Annotated in this window: 14 protein-coding genes; 8 read left to right on the top strand and 6 right to left on the bottom strand. The window is 61.4% G+C overall.

All coding sequences use genetic code 11. The annotated features are described in order from the left end of the window. Positions 1-80: 80 nt before the first annotated feature. Together LDL32_RS07485 and LDL32_RS07480 are read right to left on the bottom strand one after the other, a co-directional pair. Positions 81-1,703: an ABC-F family ATP-binding cassette domain-containing protein gene (locus tag LDL32_RS07485; RefSeq protein ID WP_233065694.1), complete on the bottom strand. Its 1,623-nt coding sequence runs from the start codon at positions 1,701-1,703 to the stop codon at positions 81-83. Positions 1,704-1,824: 121 nt separating this feature from the next. Next, a complete protein-coding gene (locus LDL32_RS07480; RefSeq protein ID WP_233065692.1) occupies positions 1,825-2,520 on the bottom strand; it encodes a glutathione S-transferase in 696 nt (231 codons plus the stop codon). A 589-nt stretch (positions 2,521-3,109) separates the two neighbouring features. On the opposite strand from LDL32_RS07480, the gene LDL32_RS07475 reads away from it, so the two are divergent. After that, the gene (locus LDL32_RS07475; protein ID WP_255673791.1) at positions 3,110-3,451 is read left to right on the top strand and encodes a cupredoxin domain-containing protein; all 342 of its coding nucleotides are present in this window, start codon (positions 3,110-3,112) and stop codon (positions 3,449-3,451) included. A 2-nt stretch (positions 3,452-3,453) separates the two neighbouring features. Then, positions 3,454-4,269: an FTR1 family protein gene (locus tag LDL32_RS07470; RefSeq protein WP_233065690.1), complete on the top strand. Its 816-nt coding sequence runs from the start codon at positions 3,454-3,456 to the stop codon at positions 4,267-4,269. A 159-nt stretch (positions 4,270-4,428) separates the two neighbouring features. On the opposite strand, the gene LDL32_RS07465 is transcribed toward LDL32_RS07470, so the two are convergent. Further along, the gene (locus tag LDL32_RS07465; RefSeq protein WP_233065688.1) at positions 4,429-5,544 is read right to left on the bottom strand and encodes a glycerophosphodiester phosphodiesterase; all 1,116 of its coding nucleotides are present in this window, start codon (positions 5,542-5,544) and stop codon (positions 4,429-4,431) included. Positions 5,545-6,349: 805 nt separating this feature from the next. Between LDL32_RS07465 and LDL32_RS07460 the strand changes: the two genes are divergently transcribed. The 4 genes from LDL32_RS07460 (at position 6,350) to LDL32_RS07445 (ending at position 10,752) form a co-directional block, all read left to right on the top strand. Continuing rightward, the gene (locus tag LDL32_RS07460) at positions 6,350-6,979 is read left to right on the top strand and encodes a sorbitol dehydrogenase family protein (RefSeq protein ID WP_233065686.1); all 630 of its coding nucleotides are present in this window, start codon (positions 6,350-6,352) and stop codon (positions 6,977-6,979) included. 19 nt (positions 6,980-6,998) lie between these two features. Then, on the top strand, positions 6,999-8,636 hold the full coding sequence (locus LDL32_RS07455; protein WP_233065684.1) for a GMC family oxidoreductase: 1,638 nt from the start codon (positions 6,999-7,001) through the stop codon (positions 8,634-8,636). Then, the gene (locus tag LDL32_RS07450) at positions 8,629-9,954 is read left to right on the top strand and encodes a cytochrome c (protein WP_233065682.1); all 1,326 of its coding nucleotides are present in this window, start codon (positions 8,629-8,631) and stop codon (positions 9,952-9,954) included. Before LDL32_RS07455 ends, LDL32_RS07450 begins: the two co-directional genes overlap by 8 nt. Before the next feature lie 231 nt (positions 9,955-10,185). Next, positions 10,186-10,752, top strand: coding sequence for a phosphatase PAP2 family protein (locus LDL32_RS07445; protein WP_233065680.1), 567 nt, complete (start codon positions 10,186-10,188; stop codon positions 10,750-10,752). Between the two features lie 197 nt (positions 10,753-10,949). Here the strand turns inward: LDL32_RS07445 and LDL32_RS07440 are convergent, their stop codons facing one another. From LDL32_RS07440 to LDL32_RS07430, 3 genes are all read right to left on the bottom strand, one after another. After that, complete coding sequence (locus LDL32_RS07440) at positions 10,950-12,341, bottom strand: NAD-dependent succinate-semialdehyde dehydrogenase (protein WP_233065678.1); 1,392 nt, start codon at positions 12,339-12,341, stop codon at positions 10,950-10,952. Positions 12,342-12,590: 249 nt separating this feature from the next. Then, positions 12,591-13,046, bottom strand: a complete 456-nt coding sequence (locus tag LDL32_RS07435; RefSeq protein ID WP_233065676.1) for an Rrf2 family transcriptional regulator — start codon at positions 13,044-13,046, stop codon at positions 12,591-12,593. 179 nt (positions 13,047-13,225) lie between these two features. After that, positions 13,226-14,197, bottom strand: coding sequence for a D-2-hydroxyacid dehydrogenase (locus LDL32_RS07430; protein WP_233065674.1), 972 nt, complete (start codon positions 14,195-14,197; stop codon positions 13,226-13,228). 270 nt (positions 14,198-14,467) lie between these two features. Between LDL32_RS07430 and LDL32_RS07425 the strand changes: the two genes are divergently transcribed. Further along, entirely contained in the window at positions 14,468-14,689 is a 222-nt protein-coding gene (locus tag LDL32_RS07425; protein WP_233065672.1) for a bacterioferritin-associated ferredoxin, read from the top strand. Between the two features lie 109 nt (positions 14,690-14,798). After that, positions 14,799-15,023, top strand: a complete 225-nt coding sequence (locus LDL32_RS07420) for a hypothetical protein (protein ID WP_233065670.1) — start codon at positions 14,799-14,801, stop codon at positions 15,021-15,023. The last annotated feature ends 10 nt before the right edge of the window (positions 15,024-15,033 follow it).

Here is a 15,033-nt window from a genome sequence, read left to right as displayed (position 1 = left end):
CTATGGTATTATCAAGGTGATATCATCAGGCATGGCAGGATTTTCCTGCATAACGGCCAGAACCGTCCCCCTGCCTGTATTCAGGCATGCAGCCCCGGTGCTTCCTGCCCGGTGCGGGCAACATATTCCGTATAGCCACCATCATACTGGTGAATGCCGTCCGGTGTCAGTTCCAGCACCCGGTTGGACAGGGCGGAGAGGAAATGCCGGTCATGCGAAACGAACAGCATGGTGCCTTCGTACCGTGCAAGGGCGGTGATCAGCATTTCCTTGGTGGCGATGTCCAGATGGTTGGTCGGTTCATCCAGCACCAGAAAATTGGGCGGGTCGAACAGCATGAGCGCCATGACCAGCCGTGCCTTCTCACCACCCGAAAGTACGCGGCAGCTTTTTTCCACCTCATCGCCCGAAAACCCGAAGCTGCCCGCAAGCGCCCGCAGCGAACCCTGGCTGGCCAGCGGGAAGGCATCGTCCAGCGTCTCGAACACCGTGCGGCCGCCATCCAGCAGATCCATGGCGTGCTGGGCGAAATAGCCCATCTTCACGCTGCCTCCCAGCGTGACCGTGCCGGCATCGGGTTCGGTCGTGCCGGTTACCAGCTTGAGCAGGGTGGACTTGCCCGCGCCATTGACGCCAAGGATGCAGCACCGTTCCCTGCGGCGCACCAGCAGGTCAAGATCGTGGTAGATCACGCGGCTGCCGTAACGCTTGTCCACGCCACGCAGCCTGACCACGTCCTCGCCCGAGCGGGGGGCGGGCTGGAACTCGAAGCTGACCGCCTGCCGCCGCTTGGGGGGCTCCACGCGGTCGATCTTTTCCAGCTTCTTGACCCGGCTCTGCACCTGGGCTGCGTGCGAGGCGCGGGCCTTGAAGCGTTCGATGAAGTTGATTTCCTTGGCCAGTGCCGCCTGCTGGCGTTCGAACTGGGCCTGCTGCTGCTTCTCGTTCTGGGCGCGCTGCTGTTCATAGAACTCGTAATCACCCGAGAAACTGGTCAGGCCGCCGCCATCAATCTCGATCACCTTGTTGATGACCCGGTTCATGAACGCCCGGTCATGCGATGTCATGAGCAGCGCGCCGTCATAGCCTGCCAGAAACTGCTCCAGCCAGATCAGGCTTTCCAGATCCAGATGGTTGCTTGGTTCATCCAGCAGCATCACGTCGGGGCGCATGAGCAGGATGCGGCCCAGCGCCACGCGCATCTTCCACCCGCCCGACAGGCGGCTGACATCCCCATCCATCATGTCCTGGCTGAAACCCAGGCCATGCAGCACCTCGCGCGCCCTGCTGTCCAGCGCGTAGCCGCCCAGTTCCTCGAAGCGGGCCTGCACCTCGCCAAAGCGTTCAAGGATTTCCTCGAGCCGGTCGGCCTGCTCGGGGTCGGCCAGCGCGTTTTCCAGCGTGGCGAGTTCGCGGGCCACTTCCGATACCGCCCCCGCGCCTTCCATGACCTCGGCCACGGCGCTGCGGCCCGTCATCTCGCCCACGTCCTGGCTGAAGAAGCCGATGGTTGTGCCACGATCAACCAGGATCTGGCCCTCATCGGGTTCTTCCTGCCCCGTGATCATGCGGAAAAGCGTGGTCTTGCCCGCACCATTGGGGCCGACCAGCCCGATCTTTTCCCCCTTCTGCAGGGCGGCGGATGCCTCGATAAAGACCAGGCGCTGGCCGTTATGCTTGCTGATGCTGTCGAGACGAATCATGGATCCTCTGGGGCTGGAACTGTCGGCGCACTTAATACAAACGGCCCTGCCGCGTAAACCGGGGCATGGGCAGCATGATTGCGGTGCGGCGGTGCGCCGTCCCGGCCGGAGGGGATAATAATCAGCCCGGTGTGGTGTTGCCCGCCGTGGCGAAGCTGTAGGAACCACCACGGACAAGGGCGCGCTGGTAGGCCGGTCGCGCATGGATGCGGCGCAGGAACGGGCCGATATGGGGGCGACCGGTCAGCGCGCCGGCCCGGGCGGCGGCGGCTTCGAGCGGGAAGCTCATCTGGATGTCGGCGGCGGTGAATTCGGGGCCCGCGAACCATTCGCTGGCCGCCAGCGTCTGTTCCCAGTAATCCATGTGCAGCCTGACCTGCGGGTTGATGACCTGTGTCTGCGCGCCCTTTGCAATCAGCGCGGCAAAGGGGCGAAGCGGCCACGGCACGCGGCCTGGCAGCAGGCCGAAGACCAGCTTGAGCAGCAGCGGCGGCATGGCGGAGCCTTCGGCATAATGCAGCCAGTAGATGAAGCGCGTATGCGCGGGCGTGCCCGGTTCGGGCGCCAGCCGGCCATTGCCGTATTTTGCCAGGATGTATTCGATGATGGCCCCGCTTTCAGCCAGCGTCACGTCGCCATCCGTGTCGGTCAGGATAGGGGCCTTGCCCAGCGGGTGGATGCGGCGCAGGGATTGCGGGGCCTGCATGGTTTTCGGGTCGCGTCTGTAGAAATGGATATCGTAAGGCAGTTCCAGTTCTTCGAGTAGCCACAGGATCCGTTGCGAACGGGAATTGTCCAGATGATGCACGGTCAGCATGGGGCAGCCTTTTTCATACGGGTACGACATGGAAGCGTGTGACATGGGGTCGTGCTGGAAGGCTGGCGAAGATGTCTGCTTTCCCCGCATTCCGGCACCACGGCTCCGATAACAGGAAGTTAAGGCATGGCCGGGCGCAGGGTTGCAGGCCAATCCGTTCGTGCACGGCGCGGGCGTGGTCCCGTAATCCATCCGGATCGAACCCGTCCGCCCGGCCATTGCGGCGAGATGCGCCCGGCGGCGCATCGGTCACATCGGGGGCAGTATTCGGGCAGGATGTTCAGGCCAGCATGTTTCTGTGCACTGCGCGCGACCGCACCGGCCATGGCGCCAAGGTTGTCGATGTTGCGAACGCAGGCCAGCACGACCGGCGCAGTGCACGGGGCTGTTCTCCGTCCGTCTGATGCGAAAGACTGAACAGGCTGCTGATTGCTGATTGCGGGACTGGTCAGCAGGCGGCGGTACATTCCTGTCGTGATTGCCGGACCGTGCGCGCCCAGCGTGGGCAAGCAGGTCCGGCATGATCATGCCAGAAATTGACAGTAATAATTAGTCGCATATTATGTGCGGTATGACAGGAGTGTCCCGCATGCGTCATGTAAGTGTTGTCCTCACCCTCTGCCTTGCCGCATGCATTTTCATGCCGCATGCCCGCGCCCAGGATCCGGTGCATCTGGAAGTGCGCGACCACCATTTCACGCCGGACCATTTCAGCGTTCCCGCCGGGCAGCGTTTCCTGATCGTGCTGGACAACCATGACGACACGACGGACGAATTCGAGAGCTACGACCTGAAATTCGAGAAGATCGTGGTCCAGGGCGGCACGATCACGGTGCATGCAGGCCCGCTGCATCCCGGCACCTACAAGTTCTTCGATGACTATCATCCCGATCAGGCAACGGGTACCGTAACCGTAACGCAGGAGCCCTGAACATGCTGGGAAGTCTGCTGATCGTTTTCCGTGAAGTCATGGAAGCAGGCCTTGTTGTCGGAATCGTGCTGGCGGCGACGCAGGGCATTCCGGGGCGTGGGCGCTGGGTGGCCGGTGGCATTGCCGCCGGTGTGGTGGGGGCGGCGATTGTCGCGGTTTTTGCCGGGAGCCTGTCGGCGGCTCTGTCGGGCAACGGGCAGGACGTTTTTTCCGCCACCATCCTGTGCCTCGCCGTGCTCATGCTGGGGTGGCATATGATCTGGATGACCCGCCACGGTCGTGAGATGGCAGGCGACATGAAGGCGCTGGGGGCGGAAGTCGCTTCTGGCGAGCGTTCGCTTGCCGCCATGGCGGTGGTGGTTGCCGTGGCCGTTCTGCGGGAGGGGATGGAGGTCGTGCTGTTCCTGTACGGTATTGCCGTATCCACCCATTCCGGGCCGCTGGCCATGCTTGGTGGTGGCGCGCTGGGTATCCTTGCGGGGGCAGCGCTGTCGTGGCTGCTGTATCGCGGGCTGATCGTGATCCCGCTGCACCGGCTGTTTGCCGTGACCGGGCTGCTGATCGCCTTTCTAGCCGCGGGCATGGCCAGCCAGGCGGCAGCCCTGCTGGCGGGCGATGACCTGCTGCCCGCCCTTGGTTATGAAATATGGGATACGTCGTGGCTGCTGTCCGATGGCAGCATGGCGGGCCGCGCGGCCAAGGCGCTGTTTGGCTATTCGGACCGGCCCATGGGCATCCAGCTCCTTGCATGGGGCATCACGCTGTCCGTCATGATCATCGCCACGCGGATCGTGCGCCGGCAGCCCGCCCGGCAGTAAAGACCACATGGCCGGAGGTGACTGATGGGGAACGACCGGCCTGGCGTGACGGGCGGCTGGCCTGCGGGATGTATGACCCGGCAGGGCGGGCGCAGGCCATGCCGGGCGGTTTTTCCACGTGTCGGGGGGCGCATGGCCCGGGTATTGCCGCGCCGGGCTTCAGTTCCGCAGCGCCAGGCGGCCAATGGCCGGGTCATCGGTAAAGAAACCATCCAGCCCCAGGTCGAGGGAGCGCCGGATCTCGGCAATGGAACCGTGCGGGTTCCGGGCACTGTCACCATCCCCGTTACGCAGTTGCGCGGGCAGGAAATGGTTTTCCGGCCGGAAGGTATAGGAATGGACCAGTAGCCCCGCGCGGTGCGCGTCATCAATCAGTGTCGTGGGTTCAAGCCACGCGCCCGATGCGTCGCGCGGAATGATGTCCGTGTTGGAGGGGCCGATCACATCGGCATACTGCCGCACGCCACGCAGCCCCTCGACCGTCATGAGATCACCAAATTTCAACGTCCTGCCCGATGCCAGCGTATCCGGCACGATATCGCTGCGTTCCCCCATCAGCAGCATGATGCGCGCCTGCGGGTTGATGGCCTTTACCCTGCCATACAGCGTGCGCAGATTGGCGGTCTCGAAGGACTGGATTTCCAGCGGGCAGGAGCGTGTGTATTCATGCGCGGCGATGGTGCGCAGGAATATGTCTTCAGGCGCCAGGCCCAGCCTGTGGAAATGGGTGGAGTTCTTGATCTCGGGTATCAGCCCGATCACGCGCCCCTGCTGGCTGGACAGCGTGGCCGATAATGCTGCCACGAAATCAATGACTTCTTCAAAGGTCGGAATATCGAAATGCCCGTCATAGCGTGTGTTATGGGGGCGTATGTCAGGCAGTCGCTCACGGGCACGGAGGGTCTTGAGTTCAGCAAGCGTGAAATCGGTGGTGAACCAGCCTGTCTCGTCCTCTCCGTCGATTTTCAGCGTGCGCCGGCGGCTGGCGAACTCCGGACGGGTGGCGACATCGGTGGTTCCGGCGATATTGCTTTCATGCCGGCAGACCAGCACCCCGTCCCGGGTCGGTACCAGATCGGGTTCGATATAGTCGGCACCATCCATGATGGCCCGGGCATAGGCTGCAAGCGTGTGCTCGGGCCGCAATGCGGAGGCCCCGCGATGCGCCATGAGCAGGGGCTGCGGTACAAGCGACGGCGCCCCCCTGGCCTGGCGGTTGGCAAGAAGGGTCATCCCCAGCAGGGTGCCTGTCAGGGCCTTTCGGCGTGTCAGCATGGGCCTGTGATCTTTTCCTTCAGGGGGCAGGGCCACGCAGTGGCGCAAGGCACCGGCCCTGCCGTATGGCGTGCATGGAATGGACTGACTGGTGGCCAGATACCCCGGTCCCGGGTGGAGGAAGGACGTCCTGCTACAAGGGTTGCGGGGATGGCGACGTGCGGGATGCATGATCAAACGGATATGCCGCAAGCCAGCCTAGCGCAGGTTCGGATTGCTGTCGCCCCCTGCCGGGCGTCTGGTATATGAAAGATTTGTGACATCCTGACCCGGTGGAATGATAGAATAGAATGTCTGTCTGGAAATAATAGGAAGGGCAGGGGAGGAGTAATACGATTTTTCCATTTGCATCCGGATAGATGTTTTTAATAAATAAGTAAATTTAAGAAATTAGATAAATTAAATTGTTTTCCATAAATATGCGTCAAAAAAGCGTAATAACAACGCCATGACCGGAAATGAATCGCATACCCATACAGGAAACCGCAGATTTTCAGGGTTTTTCTGGTCATGATTTACTCGGGCTATCCGGAACTGGTCCTGCCCGCATGGTGTTTTGCGCATGATTTCTGGCAGTTTTCTGTAATTTATATTGGGAATATATTTTTCAAAACATGTCAATTATGCCCGTTACGGATATTATGTTCAATAAACGTAAGGCTGCCATACGTTAATATAGGGATATAAAAGGTTGCGGGACCGCGTTGAGTAACGGTATCGGTGGTTGCATTATTGCATCCTGCATGGCCATGCCTGTATCCCCCGGCATCCCTGCTGGACCAACGTGCATGAGAGGCAACGCCAGATGGCTGCAGACCGGCCCCGTTTTCCCGCCAGTATTCATCTTTCCACCCCCAATACGGCCCGGCTGAACCGAATGTTGCGCATGTCGCGCCGTGACGTGCTGCTGGGCGCCATGGGGGCTACGGCCGTGACCGTCGGGGCGGGCCGGGGCCTGGCCGCCGACCCGGCGCCAGCAGGCACGGGGGGGGATGCGGAGGTCGCGCTGTTCATGGCGCTCTCGCAGCGCCTGACCGACCGCGATACGCTGGATGCCCGCATTGGCCAGGCGCTTTACGCGGGCATCGTGCATGCCGTGCCGGAACGGCGTGAGCATATCCGCAAGCTGCATGACATCATGACCGGCGGTACCTTCGGCACGGCCAGCGAACTGGCCGCCGCCGCCGAACACGCGGACCCCGTGTTCAAGGATGTCGTCCATGACATCATGACCGGCTGGTACCGCGGGCTGGCCGACCATAAGGTGGTGGTCTACCGCTCCGCGCTGATGTTCGACATCACCAAGGACGCCATCTATCCCAAGACATATGCGGCAGGCGGTCCGTTCTACTGGACCCAGACCCCGCCGGAAGTGGCGGTGCCCACCGGCAAGGCGGCCCTGTCGCCTTCAAAATTCATTATAGAACCCACCTGATATTACCGGAGCATCCTCCATGCCTTCCGACCAAGAACTTTCCGCCGACGTCGTGATCGTCGGTTCCGGCGTTGCCGGCAGTTCCATTGCCAATGAACTGGCGCGCGCGGGCATTTCCGTCATCGTGCTTGAGGCGGGGCCGCGCGTTGACCGCCAGCATTTTGTCGAGAACTTCCGCAATCTGGAAAACAAGCCATCCTATCAGGAGCCGTTCCCGTGCGTGCCGTGGGCGGAGCATCCCCCCAACCAGATCACGCCGAACGATTACCTGCACACGACCGGCCCGGATGCCGAAGCCTACCAGCAGGTCTATCTGCGCATGATGGGTGGCACGACATGGCACTGGGCGGGTTGCGCGTGGCGTTACCTGCCATCGGATTTCGAACTGAAGACCCGCTATGGCCAGGGGCGTGACTGGGCGCTGAAATATGATGACCTGGAGCCGTTCTACTATCAGGCCGAGGTGATGATGGGGGTATGCGGCCCGGACCCCGCCAAGGAGGATCTCGGTTCCCCGCGCAGGCAGCCTTACCCGATGGAGGCGCTGCCCATTTCCTACGCAGCCCGCCAGTTCCGCCAGCTGATCAGCGAGAAGACGCCCTACCGCGTGGTGCATGAACCACAGGCCCGCAACACCCGCCCCTATGATAACCGGCCCACATGCGAAGGCCACAACAACTGCATGCCGATCTGTCCGATCGGTGCCATGTACAATGGCAGCTATTCGGTCTATCACGCTGAGGCGGCGGGGGCGAAGTTCGTGCCCAATGCGGTCGTGTACAAGATCGAGCGTGACAGCGCCAACAAGCGCGTGACGGCCGTGCATTACTATGATCCCGACAAGGGATCGCACCGCGTGACCGGCAAATACTTCGTCATTGCCGCCCATTGCATCGAAACGGCAAAGCTGCTGCTGGTTTCCGCCGATGAGCAGAGCCCGACGGGGATCGCCAACAGTTCCGGCCATGTCGGTCGCAACATGATGGACCATACCGGCGTGCAGGTCAGCTTCATCAGCGGGGACAAGGCGCTGTGGCCCGGTCGCGGCCCGCTCGAGACCAACGTGATCGACAATTTCCGTGATGGCGACTGGCGCACGGAGCGTGGGGCCTATCTCGTGCACATGGTCGATGACAACCAGGTGGACCTTGCCACCGCCCTTGCCATTTCCAAGGGCTATGTCGGCCGGGAACTGGAGGAGCAGATCCGCTATCTGGCGTCCCATACGGTGCGGCTGTTCAGCCATAACGAAGGGCTGGCCGATCCGGACAACCGCCTTACCCTCAGCAGCACGCACAAGGATGTGCTGGGCATCCCGCATCCGGAAGTCTATTACAAGCTGCCGGAATACACGGTTAAGAGCTGCGAGCACACGCGTGGCCTGTTCCGCGATCTCATCGGCCTCATGCATGGTACTGACGAACAGTGGACACCGGGCTACTTCCCGCAGGACCATCCCGCGGGCAGCACCATCATGGGCACGGACCCCAAGGATTCCGTGGTCGATGGCTTCTGCCGCACGCATGACCACGAGAACCTGTTTATCGCGAGTTCGTCCGTCTTTTCATCGGTCGGAACCGGCAATATCACACTGACAGTCGCGGCGCTTGCCCTGCGCGTTGCCGACACGCTGAAAAAAGAACTCGCTCATGCCTGATGTGACACGCAAGATCCTGTGGTCGATCCTGACCGCGGGCACCGCACTCGCCTCCCTGACTCCCCTGCACGCGCAGGCGGATGACCAGCCTTCAGCCGATCTTCTGGCCCGTGGGGAATATATTGCCACGGCAGGCGACTGCGTGGCCTGCCACACGGCACCCGGTGGCAAGCCGTTTGCCGGTGGCCTGCGCATCACCACGCCCATGGGCGATGTCATAACCACCAACATCACGCCCGATCCCGAGCACGGTATTGGCAGATATACGGAAGAGGATTTCGAGAAGAGCCTGCGCCACGGCATCCGTCGTGACGGCAACCGCCTCTACCCCGCCATGCCCTACGTGTCGTATTCCGGCATGACGGATGATGATGTGAAGGCGCTGTATGCATGGTTCATGCACGGGGTGAAGCCGGTGGCCGAATCACCCCCCGTGACCGAACTGAACTTTCCCGCCAACCTGCGCATAACCATGGCGGCGTGGAACATGGTTGCAGGCAGCGTGCCGCCTGAAACAGGGGATTCCGCCACGTTTGACAAGATGCGTCGTGGCAAGTACCTGGCCAACGCGCTGGCGCATTGCAGCACCTGCCACACGCCACGCAACATCATGCTGAGCGAAAAGGAAGACAGCTATCTTGCCGGTGCGTCGCTGCTGGGCTGGTACGCGCCCAACATCACGTCCAGCAAGACGGCGGGCATCGGAAACTGGAGCGAGGACAACCTGGTCCAGTATCTCAGGACCGGGCATGTCGATGGCCTGAGCCAGGCCGCAGGCCCGATGGGAGAGGCGGTGGAACACAGCACCAGCCACCTGACCGATGCGGACCTGCATGCGCTTGCCGCCTACATCCTGCAGGTGCCGGCAAAGGATGACGAAGCCGAGCACACCCCGCGTGAACAGGCGGGCAAGGCGATGGACGCGCCTGATATCCGCAGTGGCGAACTGACCCGTATTGACAAGCTGGATGAAATGGATGGCGCCCATATATATGACGCCAACTGTGCCGCCTGCCATGGCACCGATGGGGCGGGTACCAGCGATCATTATGCGCCGTCGCTGTTCCATAACTCGGCCGTGGGTTCCGCCCGTCCGGATAACCTGATCATGACCGTGCTGAGTGGCGTGGACCGCACGGCAGGCGGGCTGCATGTCCATATGCCCGGTTTTGACCAGAATTCCGATGTGCAGCGCCTGAGCAACGCGGAAATTGCCAGCGTGGTCAATTACGTTACCGCGACCTTTGGCAGCGGGGATCACGGCGTGACCCCCGACCTGGTGGAGAAAATGCGCAGGCAGTTGCCCAAGTCACCATAAAATGGCCCCGGCCCGGCGGTCCTGTAGCGGGACTGCCGGGACATCAATATCCCGAAGTGGATATTCCGGGATGCCTGCCTGTCCTGCTGCTGATTCGCAAAAGGGTATGCGCGCCCGCCGGTATGACCGGGCATGGCATGGTTGTGCCTCATGCAGCCTGGCAGGGGACAGCCATGCGGCCTGGATGGCCGGACGTGTGACATGCCAGACAGGCGGGGTGGCCCTATCATCATGATGCGTTTCATCACCGATTTTGCGGATCAGGGTGTCATCCTGCCGGTGCTGGCAGTGGGAGGGCTTGTCATGCTCCTGCGTGGCTGGTGGCGCGGGGCCGCCGTGTGGGTGCTCACGGCCAGTCTGGTGCTGGCCTTCATGCTGCTGCTCAAGATTGCGGGGCTGTACTACGCATGGTTCGTCCATGTGCCGATCATCAGTCCCAGTGGCCATGTCGCGGCTGCCTGTGTGGTATATGGCGGCCTGCTGTTCATGATGGGACAGGGATGGTTTGCCCGGTTTCCTGCCCTCATGCTGCCGTCGGTGCTGGCGGTGGGGCTTGTCATCGGCCAGACGCGACTGATGCTGCATGCACATACGCTGCTGGAAGTCGTGATCGGCTGTATGGTGGGCTGTGCAGGCGGGGTCATGGTCGGGCGTAAATGCGGGCCGGTTCCCCATCCATTATGGATCTACCTGTTACCCTGCGTGGGGTGTATCGCCTGCCTGTTCCATGGATGTCACCTTGGAATCGAGGGGACGATACGGCGCATTTTCGCACCGGAAAATATTTTCCACCCATAGGTCATGAAAAGAACGGCATGGCCCGGTGTATCAAACGCCGCCATCCGGATGGTTTTCATGGAACCATGGCGTGGGCATCCCGCACGCATTGCATGGCGGAAAGCAGACTGGTCCCCGCCACCAGGGCGGGGAACCGGAATGGGCCATTGCCCGGGTCGGGTCAATGGCCGGCGTTACGGATCTGGTGATGCTGCCGATCAGAACGGCGCATCAATATCCACAACGTCAATCAGCTTGTGATTGACGAATTCCTTGATGCCAAGGCCAATCAGTTCACGCCCGTAGCCCGAACGCGCCACGCCACCGAACGGCAGGTCGGCCTTAACCATGGTCGGATGGTTGACGTACACCATGCCGGTATAAATCTGCTCCGCAACCTTCACGCCGCGCTTGGTGTCCTTGGTAAACACCGAACCACCCAGGCCATAGGGAGAATCATTGGCGATGCGGATGGCATCGGCATCGTCCTTGGCGCGGTAAAGCTGCGTCACGGGACCAAAGAATTCCCACAGCCGGGCTTCATTGTCCTTGTGCAGGTTGGTCATGAGCATGGGGCGGAAGAAGGCACCCTTTTCCGGAACCGGCGCGCCGATGACTTCCACATGCGCACCGTGCTTCTTCGCTTCCTCAACCTGGGCCATCAGGTCATCTGCGGCCTTCTGCGAGGACAGGGGCGCAAGCTGGGTGGCCGGGTCCATCGGGTCGCCAGCCTTCAGTTCGGCAACGCCCTTCTTGTACATCTCGACAAATCGGTCATAGATGGCATCCGCCACGATGATACGCTTGGCCGAGACGCACACCTGGCCCGCATTCCAGTGGCGGCCGAACACGGCCCATTTCACGGTCTTTTCCAGATCCGCGTCATCCAGCACGATGAAGGCGTCGGAACCACCCAGCTCCATCGTGGATTTCTTGAGCGCCTTGGCGGCGATGCCCGCGATGATGGTGCCCGCCCCTTCGGAACCGGTCAGCGCCACGCCGCACACGCGCGGGTCGCTCAGGATCACGCCGGTATGGTGGCGTGCGGCATACAGGTTGCGGAACGCACCCTTGGGCAGCCCTGCTTCCTGCATCAGCGTGTCAAAGGCGGCGGCGCACTGCGGTACGTTGGAGGCATGCTTGAGCAGCACCGTATTCCCGGCGGAAAGCTGGGGCGCGATGATGCGGGCGACCTGATAGTAGGGGAAGTTCCACGGCTCGACCGCGAAGACAATGCCCTGCGGCTGGTGGATCAGTGTGGCGTCGCCTTCGGCCGCATTGGCGACTGGCAGCTTTTCGGGGGCAAGCAGTTCTTCGGCCTTGGCGGCGTAGTATTCAAAGATTTCAGCCGAAAGGATGGTCTCCGCCTTGGCTTCGGCGTAGATCTTGCCCATCTCCAGCGTGATCAGCCTGGCGTATTTGTCGATATCGCGGCGCAGAATCTGAGCTGCGGCCGTCATGACCTTCGCACGTTCCGCAAAGGAGGTGTGACGCCAGGCCTTGAAGGCATCATAGGCGTCGGTCAGTGCGGTCTCGACTTCCTGATCCGTGGCGTCGGGGAAGGTCTTCAGCTTTTCCCCGGTGTAAGGGTTGGTCGTAGCGTAAGCCATAAGCAGTATATTCCTCAGAGTTTCGTCAACTATATATTCCACGGGCGCGCGTGCAAGAATCGTTTCATTTACCATCAACCGCGCCGCCGGGCAAAAGCGTGGCCGGCAGATGGAGCGACCACGGTCCGGGTTACTGAACACCCGGCCGCGCCCGCCGCGACCATGGCGGGAAGGCCAAAGGGGTTTCTGCCTGACCCATCCGGGCATGGATCGTCTGCTGATACAATGGCCAGAAACGGGCAATGCCGCTCACATTGCGGTGGGGGCACGCAGGCGCAGGCGTTCGCTGTCCGTTATGACATCGGCAAGGGTGTAACGATCGAGCACCGCGACAAAGGACCCCAGCGCCTTCCCCAGCACGCCGCGCAGATGGCAGGCATCGGCCAGTATGCAGGTTTTCCGCGCGCTGTCGCAGCGCCCGGCGGGGTGCATGCAGGCGACCAGCGCCAGGTCTTCTTCCGTATGGCGCACCACATCCCCGATGAGGATGGACGTGGCGGGCCGGCCCAGCCGCAGGCCACCGTTGCGGCCCCGGATGGTTTCGACAAAGCCGCCCTGTCCCAGCTTGTGGATGATCTTGACCAGATGGTTTTCCGAAATGCCGTACACAAGCGCAACCTCACGGATGGAGGCGAGGCGATCGGCATGGACGCCCAGGTACACCAGTGTTCTCAGGGCATAATCGGTATGCAGGGTCAGGCGCATGCTGAAAGGTATATACAATCTGCATTTTATTTCCAGAGGCCGGAAATAATAACGTCGCGTTCATATGCGGGCAGACATGATGGTGCGCACGGATGCTGTCACCATGGTGGAGCGGGGGGCACGATCCTGAACCGGTTCCGCTCCATCCCCGTGCGGGCAGGTGCCGGGGCACCCCCATGTCAGATGATCTGGTTGACCAGCGTGCCCCCCGTCTCGATGGCCGTGATGTTCTGGAGCAGGATATCAACGACATTGCGTTCGTAGAACTGTGTCTCCCCCGCGACATGGCTGGTCATGACCAGATTGGGAAGCGTCCAGAGCGGGGACTGCGGGGGCAGGGGTTCGGTGGCATAGGTATCAATGGCGGCACCACGGATGCGCCCGGCGCGCAGGGCATCGACCAGTGCGGCTTCTTCCACCACGCGCCCGCGCGCGACGTTGATCAGGCACGCATCGGGCTTCATGGCGGCAAAGGCGGCCTGGTTCATCAGCCCGGTAGTCTGCTCCGTCAGGGGGCAGGTCAGGACAATGTAGTCCGCCTGGCTTATGGCCGCATGCAGGCCAGCGGCATCGACCTGTGTCACGCCCGGTACATCAAGCGGGCGCGGGCTGTGGCGCATGCCGCTGACCTGCAGGCCCAATGCCAGGCACAGTCGTGCCAGTTGGTCCCCGATGCTGCCCATGCCGATGATCAGGACCGTGCTGCCGGTCAGTTCACGCAGGCGCGGGCGCTGGTCCGTTCCCGTGCCGGACCAGCGGGCCCTGTTCTGGTTGTCGCGTGCTTCATACAGGCGCCGTGCCAGATTGAGCAGGAGTGCAAGCGCATGTTCCGCTACGGCGGATGCGTTGGCGCCGCGTGCGTTGCACAGGCGGATGCCGCGTTCTTTCAGCCTGTCCAGATCGAACTGTTCCACGCCGGAACTGATTGACTGGATCAGCCGGAGTTTGGGGGCGCGTTCCAGCAGGCTGTTTTGCCACAGCATGGACACCACCAGCACTTCCGCCTCCGGCACAATCTGCTCCAGCTGAGCGAACGTGTCGACCTGGGTGCAGGGCAGGGCGCCGGGACGTTTTTCCAGCTCGGCCCTGATGTCATAATATTCGTGGGCGGCAAAGATATGGCTGATCGGTGCGGGAGGGGAACGGGTCATGGTATCCTCGTGGAAATGAAAACAGGCGGCGCACGGACAGACCTGCACCATCAGCCGCCAGCATAGGCGTCCGGCCCGTGCCGGGAAAATGCTCCCTGTGGGTCGTGATAGATTTCGTAATGATATTATCGAACATAACGGTAATGAAAACAGGAATGTCCGGAAGGTATGGGAGGGATGAAGGAAAGAGTCAGGAATGATTATTAATTGTATTGCGATTTGTTCTCATTCGTGATTATGCTGCGGGCACATCATGAATGGGATGGATAAATGTTTGTCTGCTCCTGCAATATGCTGACCGACACCGATGTGGAAGCCGCCGTGAAAAACGGGGCTGTAAGACCAAAGGAAGTTTATGAATCAAAGGGATGCCGCGCCCAGTGCGGCAATTGCGTGCCCGGTGTGGTCTGCCTGCTGCGGCAGATGGTCCGTCAGGGCCGCATGGCCGTGCCGGAGGCCGCGCATATGGGGGCGCAGATGAATGCAGTCTGACCCTGCGGACGCCTTTTTCCTGCGGTGTGTGCGTCAGAATGGCGGCAGGCCCCTTTAGGCATCAGGGCACGCTTCTGATCAGGTCACTGATAAATAAAGATAAAATTTCATGGATACCGCCTTCCTTCAAAAAAAGCGGTATTTCCTGAAGCATTCTGCGGAAAACTTCGCAGGCAACATTTCCCTATTGAATGGCCGGTTCCCGAAAATTGCCGTCCAGGGTAACCGGCGGCAGGGCCATGGCTGTCCTGCCCTTTCATGCCCTGTTCCCGCTTTGCTGCCGCGATCGCAAATGGGGCGGGAAGGCTTCATGCGGCCAGTTCCGGCCGCATGAAGGGAGATAG

The sequence above is a fragment of the Komagataeibacter sp. FNDCF1 genome, from assembly GCF_021295335.1.
GTDB lineage: Bacteria > Pseudomonadota > Alphaproteobacteria > Acetobacterales > Acetobacteraceae > Komagataeibacter.
Note: the sequence above shows the minus strand (reverse complement) of the source record. Positions and strands in the feature narration are given on the sequence as shown.

Bases quoted from the DNA above. Each gene is read 5' to 3' on its own strand.
- LDL32_RS07485 (WP_233065694.1), bottom strand. From the start codon at position 1,703: ATGATTCGTCTCGACAGCATCAGCAAGCATAACGGCCAGCGCCTGGTC.
- LDL32_RS07480 (WP_233065692.1), bottom strand. From the start codon at position 2,520: ATGCTGACCGTGCATCATCTGGACAATTCCCGTTCGCAACGGATCCTG.
- LDL32_RS07475 (WP_255673791.1), top strand. From the start codon at position 3,110: ATGCGTCATGTAAGTGTTGTCCTCACCCTCTGCCTTGCCGCATGCATT.
- LDL32_RS07470 (WP_233065690.1), top strand. From the start codon at position 3,454: ATGCTGGGAAGTCTGCTGATCGTTTTCCGTGAAGTCATGGAAGCAGGC.
- LDL32_RS07465 (WP_233065688.1), bottom strand. From the start codon at position 5,544: ATGCTGACACGCCGAAAGGCCCTGACAGGCACCCTGCTGGGGATGACC.
- LDL32_RS07460 (WP_233065686.1), top strand. From the start codon at position 6,350: ATGGCTGCAGACCGGCCCCGTTTTCCCGCCAGTATTCATCTTTCCACC.
- LDL32_RS07455 (WP_233065684.1), top strand. From the start codon at position 6,999: ATGCCTTCCGACCAAGAACTTTCCGCCGACGTCGTGATCGTCGGTTCC.
- LDL32_RS07450 (WP_233065682.1), top strand. From the start codon at position 8,629: ATGCCTGATGTGACACGCAAGATCCTGTGGTCGATCCTGACCGCGGGC.
- LDL32_RS07445 (WP_233065680.1), top strand. From the start codon at position 10,186: ATGATGCGTTTCATCACCGATTTTGCGGATCAGGGTGTCATCCTGCCG.
- LDL32_RS07440 (WP_233065678.1), bottom strand. From the start codon at position 12,341: ATGGCTTACGCTACGACCAACCCTTACACCGGGGAAAAGCTGAAGACC.
- LDL32_RS07435 (WP_233065676.1), bottom strand. From the start codon at position 13,046: ATGCGCCTGACCCTGCATACCGATTATGCCCTGAGAACACTGGTGTAC.
- LDL32_RS07430 (WP_233065674.1), bottom strand. From the start codon at position 14,197: ATGACCCGTTCCCCTCCCGCACCGATCAGCCATATCTTTGCCGCCCAC.
- LDL32_RS07425 (WP_233065672.1), top strand. From the start codon at position 14,468: ATGTTTGTCTGCTCCTGCAATATGCTGACCGACACCGATGTGGAAGCC.
- LDL32_RS07420 (WP_233065670.1), top strand. From the start codon at position 14,799: ATGGATACCGCCTTCCTTCAAAAAAAGCGGTATTTCCTGAAGCATTCT.